This is a genomic window from Micromonospora sp. NPDC047730 (genome assembly GCF_043204765.1).
Lineage (GTDB): Bacteria > Actinomycetota > Actinomycetes > Mycobacteriales > Micromonosporaceae > Micromonospora.
Genome location: NZ_JBIDCU010000004.1, coordinates 387261 through 407717 on the forward strand (window position 1 = coordinate 387261; position 20457 = coordinate 407717).

The window sequence follows — 20457 nt, forward strand, 5'->3', positions numbered from 1 at the left end:
CACTAACCGCGGGCACGGCCGGTGGTCAGCAGCATGCTCAGGTACCCGTCCCGCAGCGGCGGCGTGAGCCGCACCTCGTGGACGGCCAGGCCGTACGCGTCGGCCGCGATGCTGGCCACCACCTCGGCGCGCTGCAGCGCCACGGCCGGGAACAGGCGCTGGCCGACGCTGTAGCCGCGGGAGCCGAGCATGACCGCCACGGCAAAGGGCGAGCCGGGCCGCAGCGCGCCGAGGAACCGACCGATCGCCCGCTCGGCCTCCGCGTGGTCGGCCGATATGGAGCAGGCCACGAAGAACATCGTGCCGGCGTCCCAGGCGCGCCTCGGCGCGTCGAAGACACTGGTCCTCAGCACTCGGCCCACCCGCGCCAGACGGCCCCGCGGATCGGTCAGCGCCGAGTACGCCGGGTGCTCCGCGCACACCTGCCAGTACGGGTCCCAGAGCTCGTCGTAGCCGTCGATCTGCGTACGCAGCCAGCTCACGTTCGACATCGACCAGTCACACAGGTCGATCGTGCGCGCGAACGGCAGAAGCGACAGCGCCGGGTAGAGGTTCGCCCCCGAACCCACGTCGACACAGTGCGCGCCGGAGAGCTTCGCCTCGGCGAGAAAATCTCTGGTACGGCAGAGGATCTCACGATCGTCGGCACGCAGAACGGCGTAGTTGTGCCGGACGTATGCCTGGGGGTCGAAGCTGTCCCACTCGACGTCGGCATTCAACGGCCTCGGAGACTGGATCGGCGGGGTTGGCGTCGACGACTCGCCGCAACCGCCGCCAGCCGCCGGGGTCAACGTCATGGACGTGCCTCCATCGATGTCGGCGAATTACGTCGGTCGTCGTTCCGGCGTGCTCCTTCGCACTGCCCATTGTGTATCGGACGTGGTGTCGGCTCGCAAGCAGCGGCACGTCACCAACTCCAGGGAATGAAGACCTGACAGGGTTCGGTCTCCCACCAACGGCGCACCCGTGACCCGATGAGTCGCGGCCACACCATTGGCCTTGTCCATGAACTGCGGCACCGGCACAGCCTGCGGGGTTCCAAAACGCGGTCATCGTGGTTGACCTCGCCGAAGGTGGTGCTTGACAGGGGATGCCGATGGGCAGGAGCCGCCGGCCGCTGCCCATTGCCGTCCGTCGAACCGTACGACACCTGCTTGCCGCCCACGACCGGCGACCCCGCCTCACCGCAGGACCGATGCCGTTTGCGGGGCTGGTGACGCGTTTCTTACCGGCGCCCCGCCTTGACCCGAGACCCCGTCCGCACAACCCGAGCCATTTCCGTTCGGCCCGTACCACCAGTGCCCATACTCCTGCGGCCCGGCGGGCAGGCAGCCGAGCTTCAGGTGGACGACGCAACCGTGGGGCTGACCTCGGCGGGCCGGCCGCGCCGATTGCGTCGGTCGACGACGATCTGCGGGGACACTGTCCGGCACCCACACGCCCCGAGGCCCAGGCGCGGCGGGGCTCCCCGACCACATGTGGACCGGGGAGCCCCGCAGGGCGGCTGTGAGGGCCCCGCCATCCTCACAGTCAGCCCTGGCGGCGGTTCCAGGGGCCGGTGACGGCGTACGTGATGCCCGGGTTGTAGACGTTGAAGAACATGGTCCGGCCGTCGGCGGAGAACGTCGCTCCGGCCAGCTCGCCGTACTCCGGGTCCCCGGTGGTGCCGACGTCGACCCGGTTACGCGCAAAGACGAACACTTCGCCGTCGGCGGTCGTACCAAGGATGTGCTGGTCCCCGATCCCGTCCTCGCACATCATCAGGCCCCCGTACGGGGACATGCAGATGTTGTCCGGGGCGTCGAACTCCGGGATTTCCGGCGCCGGCGTGGGACGGGTGAAGATGGTCTCCAGGCGCAACGTGTTGGCTCGCGGGTCGTACCGCCAGACCTGGCCGTCGTGGTCGCGGGCCGAGCCCAGCGCACGCCGGGCGAACGACGAGACGAAGTAGGCGCAGCCGTCCTTCTCCCCCCACCAAGCGCCCTCGATCTTGTACCCACCGGTGATCGGCTTGCCGTAGTCCTGGGCACGGACCGACTCCGTCGTCGCCAGCGGGTCCGGCACGTCAAGCCACTCGACGCCGGAGAAGGAGTTGCCCGCCTCGGTCACCACCGACAGGTCCGGCAGGTCCGGGACGTGCAGAGCCTGCAGCACGCCGCCTGCCCGCAGGCTCCCGTGACCGCCGAGCGGCCGGTTCGGCAGGAAGCGATAGAAGCTGCCCAGCGGTGCCACGAACGCGTCCTCGGTCTCGTAGACGATGCCGGTGTGCGGGTCGACCGCGACCGCCTCGTGCTGGAACCGGCCCATCGCGGTCAGCGGGGCCGGATCGGTGTTGCGAGCATCGTCGTACGGGTCAACCTCGAAGATGAACCCGTGGTCCTTCGTGTACCCGCGGACCCCCGCCTTGTCTTCGGTCTCCTCGCAGGTCAGCCAGGTGTGCCACGGCGTCCGGCCGCCGGAACAGTTGATGGCCGTGCCGCCCAGGCTGACGTGCTCGGAGACGGCGCGGTTCGACGCGTCGACGGCGAGCGTGCTGGTCCCACCCCCGGCGGCCGGGTCGTACGTCCGTTCCGGCGGAGCCACGACCGTGATCTTCGCGGTCGGGGAGCACTCATGGTTGCGGACCAGGCGGGTGCCGCGCGCCTCGTCGGCGAAGGAACCCATACCGTCGAACCGGCTCGGCACGACACCACCGTCCGGCCGGACGGTGCCTTCGCGCGACAGCACCGTGTAGCGGAAGCCCACCGGCAGGTCGAGCATGCCGGCTGGGTCAGGCACGAGCGGACCGTACCCGACCTCCGGGCCAGACACCCCCAGCGCGGGTGCTGCGGTGAACAGGGCGTCGACCGAACCGGCCACGGCCACGGCGAGACCGGCTCCGGCCGATCGGGACAGGAACTGGCGGCGAGACAAGGACACGGACAAGCCTCCTAGACGTCACAGACCGGAGCGGGCCGGCCGATATCGATTCGAACCGCTCGATCAACTACGTCACATCCCGCCCCACCCGTCAAGATGCTGATCGATTTGATCCCGCCAACCGCGACAGCCGACCTGGCCGAACCGGTCAAAACCGCAGAAACCAAGCCTGCCCAAAGGCCGCCCCGAACTCGCCGTGGCTGGAGCTGCATTGTTCGGTAGACCCGTGGCGAGGTTGGCCTCGACGGTCTCTGGGCTGAGCAGCAGACGCGGGATGCGTCGGAGGCCGTGCGGTGCGTACAGTTCCGGGTCGGACTTGGGGTGGGACCGGGTAGACCCGGCGCAGGGAACGGGATGAGACAGCGACGCATGACGGCGGACAACATTACCGAAACCGGTCAATACGGCATTGACCGCGACCGGCTGGAGACCTGCCTCAGCGTCTTCGAGGCGTTGGAGAACCTGCCTCCCGACCACCCCGACGTGGTGCGGGTGCAACGGGCTACCGCGAAACTCTACAAGGTGATCAAGCAGCGGCGACGCGAGGAACGGCGGGATGCCATCGCGGCGGCCGACCGCGCGGTGACGGCCGCCACCGCCACCGGCGCCCCGGGCCGGATCGACGACGAGACCCAGGGCATCCCGCTCACCTCCCCCACCGTAGGTGCCACGGCCGGCACCCTGCACAATCCGCGCGGCTGCTACGTCTGCAAGCAGCGCTACCGCGAGGTGGACGCCTTCTACCATCAGCTCTGCCCGCCCTGCGCTGCATTCAACCGGGAGCGCCGGAACGCCCGCACCGACCTGACCGGCCGGCGCGCGCTGCTCACCGGCGGCCGGGCGAAGATCGGCATGTACATCGCGCTGCGGCTGCTGCGCGACGGCGCGCACACCACGGTGACCACGCGGTTTCCCCACGACGCGGTCCGCCGATTCGCCGCGATGCCCGACAGCGGAGACTGGCTGCACCGCCTGCGGATCGTGGGGATCGACCTGCGCGACCCCGCCCAGGTGATCGCCCTCGCTGATTCGGTCAGTGGCCAGGGACCACTCGACATCCTGATCAACAACGCGGCGCAGACCGTCCGCCGCACGCCCGGGGCGTACGCGCAACTCGTCGCCGCGGAGGCGGCGGCCCTGCCGGACGGCCCGCTGCCGGAGATGATCACGTTCGCCAAACCTGCCGGCCGGGACGACCCGGCGGGCAGCCTGGCCGCCCCGCCGCAGTCGGCCGCGATCCCCCCGCACGCGCTGACCGCGCTGGCGCTGACCAGCGGCTCCGCCTCGCCGGAACGAATCGCGGCCGCCACCGCCATCGACGCCGGCGGTCTGGTGCCGGACCTCGACCCGGTCAACAGCTGGGTGCAGCGGGTGCACGAGGTGGACCCGATCGAGCTGCTCGAAGTGCAGCTGTGCAACGTGACCGCGCCGTTCGTTCTGGTCAGCCGGCTGCGACCGGCGATGGCCGCAGCGACCGCCCGCCGCAAGTACGTAGTGAACGTGTCGGCGATGGAAGGCCAGTTCGCCCGCGGCTACAAGGGGCCGGGGCACCCGCACACCAATATGGCCAAGGCCGCGCTGAACATGCTGACCCGGACCAGCGCCCAGGAGATGCTGGCCGACGGCATCCTCATGACCAGCGTCGACACGGGCTGGATCACCGACGAGCGGCCCCACCCGACGAAGATGCGGCTGGCGGACGCCGGCTTCCACGCCCCGCTGGACCTGGTCGACGGAGCGGCCCGGGTCTACGACCCGATCGTCCGCGGCGAACAGGGCGAAGACCTGTACGGCTGCTTCCTGAAGGACTACGCGCCCTGCGCCTGGTGATCAGCGCGCCCGCCCCGCCGTCAGCCGCCCAAGCGCAGGCCGACACGGTCAGCACCGTCGCCCCGTCCACCACAGGTCCGAGCTGTGGTGGCTGGCGCGATGGAGTCGCATGGCCGACACGAGGAGCTTGACCGCCTCCACGTTCGCAGTGCCGCTCGCCGAGGGCGGGATCCTTCGCGACCGCAGCGAGTTCGGCGTGGGCGAGCGCCCGCTCACGGCGGCGAGCGGGGAACATCCCCACCCGCCGCCGTCGTCGTCGTCGTACGGTCAGTCTGCGGCGAGGGCCCGCGCGTCGGCCGCGACGACGCGCGCCAGCTCCACCGGGAGCCGCTGGCCGGCCTGCTGGTCGGCGTAGCGGGCCAGCTCGGCGTAACGGCCCTGGACGAGCAGCGTGCTCAGCGCGGTGCGGGTGCCGTGCTCGACGTCGGAGGTCAGGATCACGTACCCGAGCCCGGCCGGGGTGACCGCGACGGTGAAGGTGCTGGTCGCCGTCGCCCGGCCGGCCGGTCCGACGGCCTCGGCGCGCAGCGTGTGCCGACCGGCGGGCAGGGTGGTCAGGTCCAGCGCCACGCCGGGCTCGACCCGCTCGCCGTCGAGGGTGACCGTGACCGTCTCGGCGTGCGTGGTGGTGACGGTGACGGTCGGTGCCTGCGCCCGGTCCAGGGTGGCGCCGTCGGCCGGCGCGCCGATCGCGACGGTCGGCGTGGCGGGCGGACGCTGCGAGTACGCGGCGTTCCAGCCGGCCAACTCGGCCGGGCGGTTGGTGATGATCCCGTCGACGTCGGCCTGCTCCAGAGCCTGCCACTGGTTCGCCGAGTCGATGGTCCACACCAGGACGGCCACGCCCGCGTCGTGCAGCTCGCGCACCACGCCCGGTCGGGTCAGCAGCGCCGTCCCGCTCGGGTTGTACGCGGTCAGGCCCAGCTCGCGGGCGACCGCCACCGGGTCGGCGTCGAGGCTGCCGCGCAGCAGCCCGAGGGGCAGCTCCGGGGCCAGCTCGCGGGTGTGGCGCAGCGCGTCGGTCTCGAAGCTCTGGATGAACACCCGGCCGGTCATCCGCTCCGCGCGGATCACCTCGACGATCCGGGCGACCTCGTCGCGGGTGTGCGCCCCCTTGATCTCCAGCAGCAGGTTGCCGCCCCGAACGCGCAGGTCGGCGAGCTGCTCGGCGAGCGTGGGCAGCCTCTCCCCCGCGTACGACGGCGCGAACCAGGAGCCGGCGTCGAGCGCCTTGAGCTGGGCGGCGGTGAGGTCGCGGATCCGGCCGGCGCCGTCGGTGGTCCGGTCCACCGTGGCGTCGTGCAGCACGAACGGCACGCCGTCGCGGGACGGCTGCACGTCGTTCTCGATCCAGTCGGCGTTGGCCCGTCGCGCGGTCTCCTGGGCGACCAGGGTGTTCTCCGGGGCGGCCGACGAGGCGCCGCGGTGGGCGATCACGGTGAGCGGGCTGCCGTCCGGGCGGAGGTAGCCGTTGGGGGCCAGCTCGGTGATTCGCACGTCGTCGAAGGAGACGGTGGCGCCGTTGACCAGCAGGGCCTGCCCGCCGTCGGCGGAGCGTTGCAGGCTGCTGGTCCTCAGCGCCTCCCGCCCGTCGACGAACCAGCGCGCCTGGCTGCCGTGCACCTCCACGGCGACCCGCACGTCTCGGCCGGTGCCGGCGGCGTACGGTCCGGCGCCGGTGTTGGTGACGTTCCAGGTGTCGGCGGTGGTGCGCTGGGCGAACTCGAGCCCGTTGCTCGCGGTGGTGCCGCTGCGCATCGTGGCGATCCACCAGGGGTTCGCGCCGTCGGCGGGCACGTCGAGGCCCAGCGCCGTCCAGCGGGTGGCGGAGGCGACGGACTCGAACCGGACGGTCGCCTCGAACCGGAAGTCGTTCAGGTGCCGCCCGAAGGTGATCTTGTTGTTCTGGCTGGAGCTGGCGGACGTGCCGTACAGCCGGCCGTTTTCCACCTTCCAGGTGCCGTCGACGGCCCGCCAGCCGGTGGGCAGCCGGCCGTCGGAGAAGTCCTCCGCGACGGCCACCGAGCCGGGTCCGGCGGCGGCCGGCGGCGACGGGGGCAGCACGGCGAGCACGCCGGTCGACAGCGTCAGGACGGCGAGCGCGGCGATCGTGCGGCTCGGGTTCCCGCGTGGGAGGTGGGCAGGGCGAGGTGTCATGACCCGGACCGTAGGAACGCCACCGGAACGCCCGACCAACCTGGCGTGGCGGCAGCGTCAACGTCACCTCTCCAACGTGCGACGAATCACGGGCCGCCGTTGAGCGGCACGTTCGCCACGGCGGCGTGGACGTCGGAACATCAGCAGGCCCTGTCCCGCCCCGGCGGGAAGCAGTCACTGAGGCGCACGTGGCGCAGACGCCCTCGCTGTCGAGGGCGCGGCACATGGACCCATGCGGGGCTCCACGGTTACAGGTGCAGGGCGGCGCTGAGCGCGGACCAGCGCGGCGGCGTGGGAGCCGATGACCGTTTCCACGGCAAGGGGCTGACGGCCGGTGTCCTCCGGGGTGTCCGGCTTGGCCGTCCACGCCGGGCCGAGAACATGCGTCACCCGACCGTCCTCACTCAGCGGTTCCCCGAGAAGATCTACCGCGCCACAGAAGCGTGCCAACGTCTCGCTCCGGGTGGTGCCGTTGGATGCGGGACCGCACGTCGGTGCCGTCGCAGGATCGTTCGTCATCCTGGACTTTCCCGTCACCAAAGGCGGCCGGGCGGTACCCGAGCCGTCAGTCGTGTACAGCGAATCGCTCACCGGGGCGCTCTACCTTGACAAGCCTGCGGAACTGCAGGCCTACGAGGCCGCCTTCGCGAGTGCCGCACGGCTGGCACAAGGTGAGGCAGAATCAAGAGACACGATCAAGAGGATCATCGGGGAGATGCGGCATGACTGACCTCAGCGGAGCCGTCTGGCGAAAGAGCACCCGCAGCGGCGGCAACGGCGGCGAGTGCGTCGAGGTGGCCACCAACCTGCCCGGCACCGTCGCTGTCCGCGACTCGAAGGACTCCGGCGGTACTGCGCTCGTCTTCACCCCTGGCTCCTGGATCGCGTTCGTGACGGCGTTGCAGGCCAGCGATCAGGATTCGAGGTTCTTGTACCGGTAGGTGACCGTCGCCTCAGACAAGTTTTGGTCCGACACCACAAGCTCCCGATCGAGAGCGGCTTCACTCATGCGCTTCCGATCCACATCGGTAAGGGGGACCGTGCCGAAGCGGCGCCGAAGCTCCTCGAGCTTGTCGGGCAGAGCGTTGTAGTGACAGACGACCTCCTCGACCTTGTTCTCGCTGGTCTTCGCCGCCACGAACTCAGCCGCGAGTTCCAATAGCGGCGCCATCTGCCCGGTGACAGGTGCCGAGGGATCGAGTCGGAACACCGAGGAGGTCGCACCCTGTATCAGGTTGATCGCGTACTTTTCCCAGTCCACCTCGATGCAAAGGTATCCGACAAGCTCGCCCGACCTTGTGTATTGAGCAATTTTGACTCGCCGCAACAACCCGTCGCGGAATCCCTCGAATATCGTCTTGAGTGCGGCGGCCGGGACCCCGGCGGCTGCCGCGACCTCGCGCGAGACGTGACCAATGACGTTGGCGCGGGTCAGCGCAGCAACCTTCGCGCTGACATTCACCTTGATGCGGGGACCGCTGAGAGACATCTTCCCTCCTACAGAAATCGGCGCGGCTTGGCGGACTCGTCGTGACGCAACTTCAATGCGGCCTCATACTCCTCCAATCCGAACTTCGGAGCCCTGAATGCTCGCCTGATCGCATTCACATCATAAACTCTGTATTTGCTCGCATAGTCGTAGGCGTGCGACGCCAGACAGTCATTCAGCGCAGCCGAATAGGCGGCCAGTGGCGCCGCCGAATACTTGTTAGAAAGCTTGGCAGCCTCATTCATGGACAACTGCGGAATATACGGCTGCAGCATGGTGAAGACAACCTGCGACCGCTCGTCCGCATTCGGTTCCCAGGTGAATATGTTCGACCTACCTGGGCGCATCAAGGGCCCATGCATTGAGCTGAAGTCGTTGCCGGTGAGAAAAATCGGGTATCGGTCGGTGGTCCCGACATCACACATAGAAATGTCATCAGCGAGGTTCATCAGGAACCCCACCAGAAGCTGAGAGTTGACCGTGTAACGGCTGTTCGCCCGCTGGTTTGCAGGACTGAGGTCGAAATCTTCGAGCAACAGTGCCGGGTAGCCGCGAGAATTTGGAGCCTCACGGTAGGCACGCGCCCTCCCGTACAGGTCACGCACACCTTGCACCGAGTCCCCTTCATGTGAACCACCGAGCATCGCGGCCGAGAGGGCAAAAACGACGAACCCGCCGGCACGGAGGCTCTCGCGGGTCTGATAGGACTTCCCATCCCCGGGGCGGCCCTGGACCGCGAGCAGTAGGGGGTATTTCGGAAAGGCCGCAACCGAGATCGCATGCGACAGGATCGACTTATGAAATCGCGGAGGGATGAACATGCTATCGATCCTGCGCCTTGTCATCGAAGATGAACGTGTCACCCCGCCGAACGCGCAGTTCCGCGTCGGTCAGGAACCGCACTTCCAGATCTTCCCCGCTGAGCCCTCGATACGATTCACCCACACGATGGAGCGGCAACTCTCTCTTCCCCGGGTCATTGTCGCCGCGATCGGCCGCTCGTTCCGAAGGAACCTTGGCACCCCCACCCTTCCCCGAGTCGCGACCAACCGAACCACCCTTGTTCTCCGCCATTCGCGGAGGCGCGGGCGAGGGCGTGGCCGCGCCTCCGTTGCCCCGGCCGTGTCGCTTGCTTGTTCTCTGCTGATGGCGGGCCGCGATAATGGCGGCAAGCACTGCGAAGACCCCACCGACGATCGCAGCTATCACTTCAGCCATGAAGATCCAATCCTAACGAAAGATCAAGAATTGGCGTCCCAAAGTCCAACAAGGGCTGAACCGCAAGTGTGCCACCTCCCGACAAGCACCTCAGGGACAAGTGGTCAACGGATTTCGTGGTGGCCCTTGACACCCGGCACGCCGCCGTCCAGCCGATCGAGACGAACCAGCAACATCTCGATCTCCTCCGCCGCCGGCGACTGTGCTCCGGAGGAGGCGCTGACGTCATCGAGCAGACCCTGAAGCCTGCGTCGCGCACCGGAAACATCGCCCATCCCGGCGGCGAGCATGGCGATCTGTTGCCGCAGAGCGACCAACTCCGGCGAGCCGGGTGGCATGACCCGCTCCTCCTCAACGAACACCGCTTCCAGCTCACTGAGCGCTGCGGTGGCCTCGCCCAGTTCCGCCTGGCAGACAGCCGCCTGCTGCCGGCACTGCCAGATCAGCTCCTGGTCCGGCACCGGTCGCTCAGCCAGATCGGGGATCAGCCGCTGGAACTCGGGCAGCGCCTGCCGGAACGCGCCCGCGAGGACGTACAGGTTGGCCAGGTTGACGCGCAGCTCCAGAATCCTCGGCTGCTTGACCGCGCCGTGAGCCTTGCGGATCGGGCGCAGCGCGGTCTCCAGCAGCTCGGCCGCCTGGGTGAACCGCTCCTCCTCGGCCAATTCCCAGGCCCGCTCCTCGACCTCCGCCAGCTCGTCAAGAGAGGGAACGTGGATGACCTCCGGAGCGCTGCGGGGGCGCACCACGTCGATCTTCGTGGGGGCGAGGGGCGCCTGGGGCGGCAGCGGTCCGAATGGGTACCGGTACGGCATCGTCGGATCGACCCGCTGGCCGTCCGCGACCGTCATCGCCAGGTCGGCGGCAAGATCCGACTCGACAGCACCGAGCGGCATCAGGATTTCGTACACCTCGGCGGCGGACCCGGGACGGTGCTGCGGGTCCTTGGCGAGCATCCGCACGACGAGCTGCACCAGCGCGTCCGGTACGCCGGCGCGGTGGTCCGTCACCAAGGGGACCGGGTCGTTCATGTGCCGGTGCAGCATGCCGAGCGGGTTGTCCGCCCGGTAGGGCGGATTGCCGGTCAGCAGTTCGAACAGCACGCAGCCGAGCGCGTACAGGTCGGCCTTCGGGCCCACCGTGCTGTTCAACGCCTGCTCGGGCGCCATGTAGGTGGGCGTGCCGAGGGTGTGGCCGGTGGCGGTCAGTCGGGGTACGTCTGCCGGGCCGAGCAGCGCGGCCACCCCGAAGTCGAGGACCTTGACCGAGCCGGTGGGTGTGACCATCAGGTTCTGCGGCTTGAGGTCGCGGTGCACCAGCGAGGCGGCGTGAGCCGTCGCCAGCACGGAGCAGATCTGTGCCCCGATCGCCGCCGCCCACGGCACGGAGAGCCAGCCGCGTTCAGCGACCAGGTCGGAGAGGAGCATGCCGGGTACGAGCTGCATCACGATGTAGATGTCGTCGCCTTGAATGCCGACGTCGTGCACGCTGGGCACCCCGGGGTGGTCGAGCCGGGCGGTCACCCGGGCCTCCCGCATGAACCGCTCGACCGCGTTCTCCCGCTCGCCCTCCGGGATGGAGAGCCTGCGGAGGAACTTGATGGCGACGGGCCGGTCGAGCTTCTCGTCGAAGCCGGCCCACACCTCGCCCATGCCGCCGTGACCGACCGCGTAGGTGAGTTCGTAGCGGTCGGCCACGCGGTCCTGCGCCTGCATCGCCATCGCCTCCCAGCGCGAGCAGCCGGTCCCACCCACGGGACCATTCATTCAGGTTATGCGATGCCCTTGCGGCGGCGGATCATCTGGTACGCCTGCCGGCGCGCGAACTGGTTGAGCTGCGACCGCAGGCTCTCGTCGTCGAGGTAGCGCTGCATGAGTTTGCCGTTGTCGTCGTGCCGGGACAGGATCACGTCCTCGATCCGCTTGTCGCATACGACGCCGAAGTTGCTCTCGTCGTTGACCATCGCGGCGGCTTCCAGAGTGCCGTCCTCGGCGAGGGCGACGATCTGCTGCTCGACCCAGACCTTGTCCGACTCGCCCAGCCCGATGCCGAACTTGTCGTTGAACGCGTCGATCAGCTCCGACAGGGCCACCTTCTCCGGGTCGTGCTGCCGGCCCGCTCCCCCGCCGACGAAGCCGGGCAGCATCTGCTCGCCCTCGGGCGACAGCGAGGCGTCGTGCTCGCCGGTCTTGCTGACCCGCAGGTGGGTGAGCTGCACCTCGCCGATGTCGACGGACGGGTCCTGCCGGCGCGGCAGCCGGTTGAGCAGCGCACGCCCGTAGAGGTAGAGGCGTTCCAGGTCCTCGTCGTGGTAGGGCACGACCTGGCTGAGGAACGCGTACATCCGGGTGTAGTCGCGCAGCGCGGACCGGAAGCCGTCGGCGGCCTCGGCGTCGTCGGCGGCGAGAGCCTTGTAGCGGTCGACGGCCGGTTCGGTGAAGCGGTAGAGCGAGGCGTGCGCCCGCTGCAGGCCGGTGTCGCTGGTCGCCTTGCGCTCGGCGGCGAGCAGCGCCTCGGCGTAGGCCTGCATCTCCGAGTCGACCAGCACCGGATACCCGGTGACCGCGTTCTGGGCGGTGTAGAGCAGGTTCGGGTCGGTGGGCGTGGTGGCAGCGGTTTCGAAGTACGGCTTGAACTGCTCGGCGATGTCGCCGGCCTCGTTGACGAAGTCGAGGACGAAGATGTCGCCCTGGGCCTTGAGCGGGTGGGTGCGGTTGAGCCGGGACAGGGTCTGCACGGCGGCGACGCTCTTCAGCAGCTTGTCGACGTACATCGTGGTCAGCAGCGGCTGGTCGAAGCCGGTCTGGTACTTCTCGGCGACGACCAGAATCCGGTACTCGGTGTCCTGCTTGGCCCTCGGCGTGCCGGCATGCTTGTCGTCGGCGGCGGTGTAGGCGAACTTCTCGGGCAGCTCACCCTCGCTGAACCCGTTGACCCGCGCCTCGGTGTGCTCGACGCCGTCGACCTCCAGCTCACCAGAGAACGCGACCAGGGAGTCACAGCCGACGTAGCCCTGCATGTCGACGTACTTGCGGATGGCGGTGTGCAGGCGGACGGCGGCCTCGCGGGAGCCGGTGACCACCATGGCCTTGGCGCGACCGCCGAGGCGCGGCGCGGTGTGCTTGCGGAAGTGCTCGACGATGATCTCCGCCTTCTGTGCCTGCATCGTCGGGTGCAGGCTGGCGAAGCGGGCGAGCTGCGCGCCGGCCTTCTTCGGGTCGACGTCCGGGTCGTCGGGGTTGGCGTTGGCCAGCTTCCAGTACGCCTTGTAGGTCACGTAGTTGCGCAGCACGTCGAGGATGAAGCCCTCCTCGATGGCCTGCCGCATCGAGTACGTGTGGAACGGCTGCGGGTTCCCGGTGACCGGGTGCGGCGTGCCGAACAGTTCGAGGGTCTTCGGCTTCGGCGTGGCGGTGAACGCAAAGTACGACAGCGTCTCGTGCCGGCCCCGGGCCAGCGCAGAGGCGGTAAGCAGGTCACCCGACTCGTCCACGTCGTCGCTGCCGAGCTTGAGCAGCACCTTCTTCAGCGCAGCGGCCGAGTCACCGGACTGCGACGAGTGCGCCTCGTCGACGATGACCGCGAACCGCTTACCGCGGAGCCCCTGCACCTTGTCGAGGATGTAGGGGAACTTCTGCATGGTGGTGATGACGACTTTGGCGGTCTCGCCCTGGAGGGCGGCGGCGAGTTGGGCGGAGTCCTTGTCGATCCGCTGCACCACACCCGGCACGTGCTCGAACTGGAAGACGGTGTCCTGCAACTGCCGGTCCAGCACCACCCGGTCGGTGATGATGATGACCTTGTCGAAGACCGGCTCGTTGGGGCGCAGCCGTTCGTTGTCAACCACGGACGCGGTGTGCAGGCTGGACAGCCGGTGCGCCAGCCAGGCGATGGTGTTCGACTTGCCCGACCCGGCCGAGTGCATCACCAAGTAGTTGTGGCCAGAACCGTGGCGGGCCGCGTGGTCGGTGAGCTGAGTGACCGCGTGCCACTGGTGGTAGCGCGGGAAGATCAGGCTCCCGGAGTCCTTGTCGGTGTGCAGGAACCGCCGCACCAGGTCCATCCAGGTGTCCGGGTGCCAGATCTGCTCCCACAGGTAGGAGCTGCGGTAGCCGGACGCGCCGACCGGCGGGTTGCCGGCGCCGCCGGAGACGCCCGGCCCGTCCGAGCCGGTGTTGAAGGGCAGGAAACGAGTCTTCTCCCCCGCCAGCTTCGTCGTCACGAAGACCAGGTCGGGATCCACGGCGAAGTGCACGAGGGTACGCCGAGCGAAGAGCAGTTCCTTCGGGCCGCGGCTCTTGCGGTATTGCTCCTTGGCGTCCTCGACGGTCTGGCCGGTCAGCGGGTTCTTCAGCTCGGCCGTGGCGAGCGGGATGCCGTTGACGAAGAGGACCAGGTCGAGGGTGTTGTTGTTGCTGGTTGAGTAGGCGAGCTGGCGGGTGACGGTGAGGCGGTTGGCGCGGTAGAGCTTGAGCGCGTCATCGGTGATGGCGTGGGCGGGCTTGAAGTAAGCGAGGCGGATGAGGACGCCCTTGTCCTTGACGCCCCGGCGGAGGACATCGAGGGGGCCGCGCTCGTCGATCTGCTTGGCGAGGTGCTGGGCGAAGTGGCGCTGCGCCTCGTCCGGGTTGTTCCCGTGGTACGCCAGCAGCTTGAACCACTCGTCAGGCTGGCTTGCACCGATGAACGCGTACAACTCCGCGGTGTCGAGTCCCAACGGACGATCGAAGTTGCTCGCCGCCCCGCGGTGCCACCCGGAACCCAGCAACGTTCCTTCGATTGCCGCCTCGAACGATTGCTCTTGGTGCACCGGAGTCATACGTCCACCCCTCGCGCCGTTGTGATGTCTACGTGACCAGTTACAGCAGCAGCGACGATCGCCTGCCGTCGCTCGTATAGTCGTGCCATCTGGCGCTCAATGGATTTACGCACTCGCTCAATTTCCTTCAACTCCTTCCCAAGTTCGGCTACGATGACACGTTGACGATCGATGGCCGGCAGTGGAACAGGAAAGCTCAGAATCTTACTACTATTGGTAGACGCGAGGTTGGTCGTCTTTACTCCGGTACTTTCGAAATAGCATCGACCGTGAAGGGAGCGAGTGGCGAGAGCGAGGTAATCTGGATCAAGCTGGGCTTTATTGACGCGGAGCGCGAAGACATGATTCTGATGCAGGCAGTTAGGCAACTCATCGCGCCAGACCGTTCCTCGACCAAGCTTGTCGAGATCCCCACCTTCGGTCATCAGGACGTCGCCTGGCTGCAACGTACTCCGCGCAGCGACCGTGCGGGGCACCGTGATCTGCGTGACCGAATCTAGATTGATGTATCCCGCTTGAACATTTGCAACACGGAGGTAAGGTCGAGTGACATCATCTTCAGTCTTCTTGCGAGCCCCGTCCACGGTGAGGCCAGATTGAAGTCGGCTCAAATATCCTAGCCGCACAAGCGGAACGCCATCAGAAAGCGCTGGCAGCCACGGGAACCGAACATGCCGTGGACTTCCGCTTAGGATGCCTGGAGTTATCGCCTCCGAGATGCTCGCCTGAACATGCTCGTCGAGCTGGGCCCGCTGCGCCGCCCTGAGGCCTTGGATTTGGCCAAGCCGCGCGAGCTCGCCGTCCAGGAAGTCAGCGATGCGCCGCTGGTCCTCGATTGGAGGATGCGGCAAGACGACATCTGCGAGCGTCGCCGCATCGAATGCGGTTGAGCGTTCCCGAATTCCTTTGGCAAGGGATGACACGTAGCCATTAAGCGCCATGTAGCGAAGGACGTATGCGAAGTAACGAACATCGACGTCTTCAGAGCCAACGTATGCATGAACGACTGGAGAAGCCTTGCCATCTGCGTCGGAGACTCCAACGGCGCCGGCAAACCCGTCCATTGCATGGACGACAAGATCGCCCCGCCTGATTCCCTGATACCCGATCTCCTGAATGGCCTCAGTGAAGCCATCCACTCTACGGTTCGCTCGGAGAGTCACCTGGCCATCACGGAAGGCGGTAACCACGCCATCATGAGGGCGAATCGGTCGCCGCTGCCGAGCGAGTAGCCACCGCGCCCGCTCTGTTCGCCAATGTGCGGGCACCGATCCGAGCCCCGGAACGGCCGTCACTTGATCACCTCGCCAAGCAATTCCTGGATTTCGGCCTCGAGCGACCTGATCTCAGCGTCAATCTCGGATAGGGGACGCGGCGGTGCATACATGTAGAAGTGGCGAGTGAATGGGATCTCGTACCCGATTTTGGTCTTGGCCTCGTCGATCCAGGCGTCGGGGACGTGCGGGAGCACCTCGCGCTTGAGGTAGTCGTGGATGTCCTCGTCGAGCGGCACGTTCTCGTTGTCGCGTAGGTCGACATCAGGCAACGGCTTGCCCTTGCGGTCAGTCTGCACCTCCCCCTGCGGATCGCTGACAGAAAACGCGTCCCATACCGCCTTCTCCAGCGCTGCGGGCAGCTTGCCAAGCTTGGCGAGCTGCATCGCGAACTCGCACCGGCTCTTCGACTGCGCTCCGAGCAGGCCCTTCGCAGACGACAGCAGCTCCTCGCGCTTGGCGTACTTGAGCACCGCCCGCGCCTCGGCCAACAGGGCGAGCGAGTCCTGTGTGACCTCGAACCGCAGCCGCAGAGGGCGTTCGACCGTGATCCGCTGGTAGCCGAAGTCGGTAGTCCTGAAGACCTTCACCTTGGCGGCTTGCGGGTGCTCCGGGTCGTTCGCGACAGACAGAGCATCGACGTACGCGCGGGTCAGCTCAGCGATCTGTTCCTCGGCGATCTGCTTACGCTTTTCTCCGAGGCCCTTGCGCAGCTTGGTCCAGTAGTCGCGACCGTCGAGCAGCACGACCTTGCGCGCACGCGCCGGGTCCTTGCGGTTGGCGAGGATCCAGAAGTACGTGGAAATGCCGGTGTTGTAGAAGAGTTGGTCGGGCAGGGCGACGATGCCTTCGAGGAGGTCATTCTCCAGGATCCAGCGGCGGATCTCCGACTCCCCGGAGCCGGCGGCGCCGGTGAACAGCGGCGAGCCGTTGAAGACGATGGCCAGGCGGCTGCCGCCGTCCTCGGGGCGCTTCATCTTCGAGATCATGTGCTGGAGAAAGAGCAGCGAGCCGTCGTTGATCCGGGGCAGCCCCGCACCGAACCGGCCGGCAAAGCCGCGGGCGTGCTCGTCCTTGATGAACTTCTCGACCTTCTTCCACTCCACGCCGAACGGCGGGTTGGCGAGCATGTAGTCGAACCGCTCGCCCTCGTGGCCGTCCTGGCTGAACGAGTTGCCATAGGCGATCTTCGTCGGGTCGCCGCCCTTGAGCATCATGTCCGAGCGGCAGATCGCGTACGTCTCGCCGTTGAGCTCCTGCCCGTACACCTCGACGGTGGCATGCGGGTTGTGCGCCTGGATGTGGTCCTGGGCCTCACTGAGCATCCCGCCGGTGCCGCAGGCCGGGTCGTAGACCTTGCGGACGATGCCGGGGGTGACCAGGTCCTCCTCGTCGGGGGCAAGCAGCAGGTTGACCATCAGCTTGATGACCTCGCGCGGGGTGAAGTGCTCACCGGCGGTCTCGTTGCTGATTTCAGAGAAGCGGCGGATCAGCTCCTCGAAGACGTAGCCCATCTGGTGGTTGGAGACCACGTCCGGGTGCAGGTCGATGTCGGCGAACTTGGCGACCACCTGGTAGAGCAGCCCGGCCTCGGCAAGGCGGCTGATCTGGGTGTCGAAACCGTACTTCTCCAACACGTCGACCGCGCCGGGCGAGAAGCCGCCGATGTAGGCGCGCAGGTTCAGCGCGACGTGGTCCTGGTCACCGAGGAGCTTGCGGAAGGACATCTCGCTGGTGTTGTAGAACGACAGGCCGGCGGCCTTGCGCAGCACCGGGTCCATGTTCTGCACGCCGAGCTGCTTGAGCTGTGCGTGCTTGGCGAGCACCGCGTCCTTCGTCGGCTCCAGCACGCAGTCGAGTCGCCGCAGCACGGTCAACGGCAGGATGACCCGGCCGTACTCGGACTGCTTGTAGTCGCCGCGCAGCAGGTCGGCCACCGACCAGATGAAGTTCGCGAGCTCTTGGTGCTTGGTACTCACCAGGTTCCTTTCGGTTGCCTTAAGTGAAGGAGTATGGCCGGTGCGCCGGAGCGGTGCAGTCCACCACCCGGTCGGACGAGGAGCCCGTTTCGTCAGCAGGGACGGCGATTGGTCCCTTACCTGCTCGGTCGCTTACGGCTCGGCCGCTGCTCAGCCTGAAGTGATCCACGCGCGAGGCCGTCCGCGGTGAGCTGGACCAGCTCGGCCCCCAGCGACGCCGCCTGTCGGATTGCCGACTCGAAGGCGTCGAGGCGCCGGAACGCCTCCCCGTGCGTCCGCTGCTCGTCGAGCGGCCGGCGCCGCACCTGGGCTCGCCGGATGTCGAAGCGGAGCGTGCCCGACAGGCTCGACGCCTGCTTCTCGTTGGCCGAGGTGCGCAGTTGCCCGGCGAGAAACCACGGGTCGAGCGCCGCCGGGTTGGGGCGCAGCAGGTAGAGGTTGCGACCGAGCAGGGCTCCCTCGGCGGTGATCACCCGAGGCGTGAGCGTGCGGGCGATCATCGGCACCACGACATCGCCCACCGCCAGGGAGATCTCCTGGCCGAGCCGGTCGTCGGCCCGACCGGAGGCGTCTACGCCGGCCAGCACGTCCTGCACGGTGAGCACCGGCGCCCCGCCGGTCGATCCGCCGACGTCTGCTGACGAGTTGGCGCGGATGGGGCCGATCAGCTGCAACGCGCCCGTGCGGGCCAGCTCGGCGACCGTGACGACGAGTGGTGCGGCCCCGTCGGGCGCGGGCGTGACCTGCGGCATCAGCGCCGGCAGGTCGCCGACGATGGCAACCAGCCGCTCTCTGGTGCGTACCAGATGTTCGCCGCTCTGCTCGCCCCCGACGGCCGGTTGCCGGCGGGCGGGGGTGAGGTCGACCTCCTCGTCGAGCAGCTCGATGACCGGCACCGCGCGGGCGAAGCCGACCTCCTCGATCTCGGCGTCGGGCGCGGCGGTGAAGGCCCGCCAGGTAGCCAGGACCCGCGCCGAGAGTTCGGGAAGCTCACCCTCCGCGGCGTCGACCAGCAGCGCCCGCGCCGGTGCGGGCGCGTCGGCAATGGGCCGTCGCAGCACCCACAGGTGCAGCGGTACGCCGTGCGGCGCGGCCACCCCGCTCGGGAGTGCGATGACGGCGCGCAGCGCGCCGCGGCGGAGCAGTTCGGCTCGGATCCGCCGGCCCGCGCGACGTCCGGCAGCCGCCGGCGGCATCAGGATCACGGCGTGCCCGCCGGGGCGGAGGTGGGCCAGGGCGTGCTGCACCCAGGCCAGCTCCGGCTCGGTGCGTGGCGGGACGCCGTACTCCCAGCGGGGGTCGTAGCCGAGTTCCTCGTTTCCCCAGTTCGTGACGCCGAACGGCGGGTGGCAGATGACGGCGTCGACGGTGCGGCCGGCGAAGGCGTCGGCGCGCAGTGAGTCGCCGGGGCACACCTCGCCCGGCACCTCGCGCAGGGCGAGCCAGAGCCCGGCCAGCCGGGCGAGGTCCTCGTCGAGCTCCTGTCCGTAGGCCGTGACGCAGCCGGCCCGCACTGCGGCCCGCAGCGTGGCGCCGGACCCCGCAGCAGGATCGAGGACGGAGCCGCCACCGACACCGGCAAGCTCGACCATCAGGTCGGCCAGTTCGTCCGGGGTGGCCCAGGGACGACCCGGGCCGGGCGCGGAGAAGCGCTGCCACAGCTCGTCGAAGGCGGTCTGCGGCCCCAACTCGTCGGCGAGCGCGTCGATTTCCGGTCGCAGGTCGGCGACGACGGAGATGTCGGTGTGTCCACGGCGTGGTCGTCCGCCGCGTTGCCCGGCGAGCAGCAGGGCGCCGACGGCGGCCAGCCCGGTCGCGGGGGTCTCCCCGACGGCGGCGAGGTGGCGCCAGAGCCGGTCGGCCCGGGACAGCTCGGGGAGTTTGCCCTGCCGGCCCAGCCACCGCTCGACCTCGGCGAGGTCGAACTCGGGGCTGGCCGTGGTGCCACCCACCGGGGCCGGGAAGTCGGGATGGCGTTTCCGCCAGTTGCTGACGGCGGCGCGACCCACCCCGGCGAGCCGGGCGATCTCCGCCGCCGTAATGGTCGGGTTCACCTGCACCTCCGAAGTGTGTCACACCCGTCAAGCATCATGTTCGTTGACAGCGTTCACAGATGATGCTCTCATTGACGCCGCCACGGTTCACACCAGGAGGATTTCGATGCGCAAGACCACCACGCTCGCCCTCATCGCCACCGCCGTCGTCGCGCTGGGCTGCAGCTCCGGGGCCACCGACAGCTCCAGCGGCTCCGGCAGCGACAGCGGTGCCAAGGGCGACGACAAGCCGGCGAAGACCGCCAAGATCGGCCAGCCGGCCCGCGACGGGAAGTTCGAGTTCACGGTCAAGTCGGCCAAGTGCGGCGTGACCAAGGTCGGCACCTCGATGCTCGGCGACAAGGCCCAGGGCCAGTTCTGCCTGGTCACGGTCAACGTCAAGAACATCGGCAAGGAGGCGCAGCTGCTCGACGGCAGCAGCCAGAAGGCCTACGCCGCGGACGGCACCGAGTACTCGTCCGACACCGAGGCCGGCCTCTACGCCAACAAGGACCAGAGCACCTTCTTCGAGGAGATCAACCCCGGCAACCAGGTGACCGGCGTCTTCGTCTTCGACATTCCGAAGAACGTCAAGCTCACCAAGCTCGAGCTGCACGACTCGATGTTCTCCGGCGGCGTCACCGTCGCGCTGAGCTGACCTCTCGCATTCGGTCGGGGCGGGTGATCCGCCCGCCCCACTGCCTCCGACGCAACCCCCACCCGTCAGCCAACAGCGGAG

Annotated in this window: 14 protein-coding genes; 4 read left to right on the forward strand and 10 right to left on the reverse strand. The window is 68.2% G+C overall.

What is annotated here, in order from left to right:
* Positions 1-2 precede the first annotated feature (2 nt).
* Positions 3-797 carry an SCO2525 family SAM-dependent methyltransferase gene (locus ACGF5G_RS13800; RefSeq protein ID WP_393262478.1) on the reverse strand — a complete coding sequence of 265 codons (795 nt, stop codon included), beginning with the start codon at positions 795-797 and terminating at the stop codon, positions 3-5.
* Positions 798-1530: 733 nt separating this feature from the next.
* The gene (locus tag ACGF5G_RS13805) at positions 1531-2919 is read right to left on the reverse strand and encodes an alkaline phosphatase PhoX (protein WP_393262479.1); all 1389 of its coding nucleotides are present in this window, start codon (positions 2917-2919) and stop codon (positions 1531-1533) included.
* A gap of 354 nt (positions 2920-3273) precedes the next feature.
* Between ACGF5G_RS13805 and ACGF5G_RS13810 the strand changes: the two genes are divergently transcribed.
* Entirely contained in the window at positions 3274-4749 is a 1476-nt protein-coding gene (locus ACGF5G_RS13810; protein WP_393262481.1) for an SDR family NAD(P)-dependent oxidoreductase, read from the forward strand.
* A 267-nt stretch (positions 4750-5016) separates the two neighbouring features.
* Here ACGF5G_RS13810 and ACGF5G_RS13815 read toward each other — a convergent pair whose 3' ends face one another.
* Positions 5017-6906: a glycerophosphodiester phosphodiesterase family protein gene (locus ACGF5G_RS13815; RefSeq protein WP_393262483.1), complete on the reverse strand. Its 1890-nt coding sequence runs from the start codon at positions 6904-6906 to the stop codon at positions 5017-5019.
* Positions 6907-7252: 346 nt separating this feature from the next.
* On the opposite strand from ACGF5G_RS13815, the gene ACGF5G_RS13820 reads away from it, so the two are divergent.
* Together ACGF5G_RS13820 and ACGF5G_RS13825 are read left to right on the forward strand one after the other, a co-directional pair.
* Positions 7253-7636: a Scr1 family TA system antitoxin-like transcriptional regulator gene (locus tag ACGF5G_RS13820; RefSeq protein ID WP_393262633.1), complete on the forward strand. Its 384-nt coding sequence runs from the start codon at positions 7253-7255 to the stop codon at positions 7634-7636.
* Positions 7629-7847 (forward strand): DUF397 domain-containing protein, encoded by a 219-nt coding sequence (locus tag ACGF5G_RS13825; RefSeq protein ID WP_393262485.1) that lies wholly within the window; start codon positions 7629-7631, stop codon positions 7845-7847. Before ACGF5G_RS13820 ends, ACGF5G_RS13825 begins: the two co-directional genes overlap by 8 nt.
* Here the strand turns inward: ACGF5G_RS13825 and ACGF5G_RS13830 are convergent.
* The 7 genes from ACGF5G_RS13830 to ACGF5G_RS13860 form a co-directional block, all read right to left on the reverse strand.
* Positions 7820-8395, reverse strand: a complete 576-nt coding sequence (locus ACGF5G_RS13830; RefSeq protein ID WP_393262488.1) for a hypothetical protein — start codon at positions 8393-8395, stop codon at positions 7820-7822. The genes ACGF5G_RS13825 and ACGF5G_RS13830 overlap by 28 nt on opposite strands.
* Positions 8396-8403: 8 nt before the next feature.
* Positions 8404-9216: an AAA family ATPase gene (locus ACGF5G_RS13835; RefSeq protein WP_393262490.1), complete on the reverse strand. Its 813-nt coding sequence runs from the start codon at positions 9214-9216 to the stop codon at positions 8404-8406.
* Between the two features lie 501 nt (positions 9217-9717).
* The gene (locus tag ACGF5G_RS13840) at positions 9718-11379 is read right to left on the reverse strand and encodes a protein kinase (RefSeq protein ID WP_393262492.1); all 1662 of its coding nucleotides are present in this window, start codon (positions 11377-11379) and stop codon (positions 9718-9720) included.
* 5 nt (positions 11380-11384) lie between these two features.
* Positions 11385-14330 (reverse strand): type I restriction endonuclease subunit R, encoded by a 2946-nt coding sequence (locus ACGF5G_RS13845; protein ID WP_393262495.1) that lies wholly within the window; start codon positions 14328-14330, stop codon positions 11385-11387.
* Positions 14331-14428: 98 nt separating this feature from the next.
* The gene (locus ACGF5G_RS13850) at positions 14429-15571 is read right to left on the reverse strand and encodes a hypothetical protein (protein ID WP_393262497.1); all 1143 of its coding nucleotides are present in this window, start codon (positions 15569-15571) and stop codon (positions 14429-14431) included.
* 152 nt (positions 15572-15723) lie between these two features.
* The gene (locus ACGF5G_RS13855) at positions 15724-17685 is read right to left on the reverse strand and encodes an N-6 DNA methylase (protein ID WP_393262499.1); all 1962 of its coding nucleotides are present in this window, start codon (positions 17683-17685) and stop codon (positions 15724-15726) included.
* Positions 17686-17801: 116 nt separating this feature from the next.
* Entirely contained in the window at positions 17802-19739 is a 1938-nt protein-coding gene (locus ACGF5G_RS13860; RefSeq protein ID WP_393262501.1) for an N-6 DNA methylase, read from the reverse strand.
* Between the two features lie 106 nt (positions 19740-19845).
* Between ACGF5G_RS13860 and ACGF5G_RS13865 the strand changes: the two genes are divergently transcribed.
* Positions 19846-20376 carry a DUF4352 domain-containing protein gene (locus ACGF5G_RS13865; protein ID WP_393262504.1) on the forward strand — a complete coding sequence of 177 codons (531 nt, stop codon included), beginning with the start codon at positions 19846-19848 and terminating at the stop codon, positions 20374-20376.
* Positions 20377-20457: the final 81 nt, after the last annotated feature.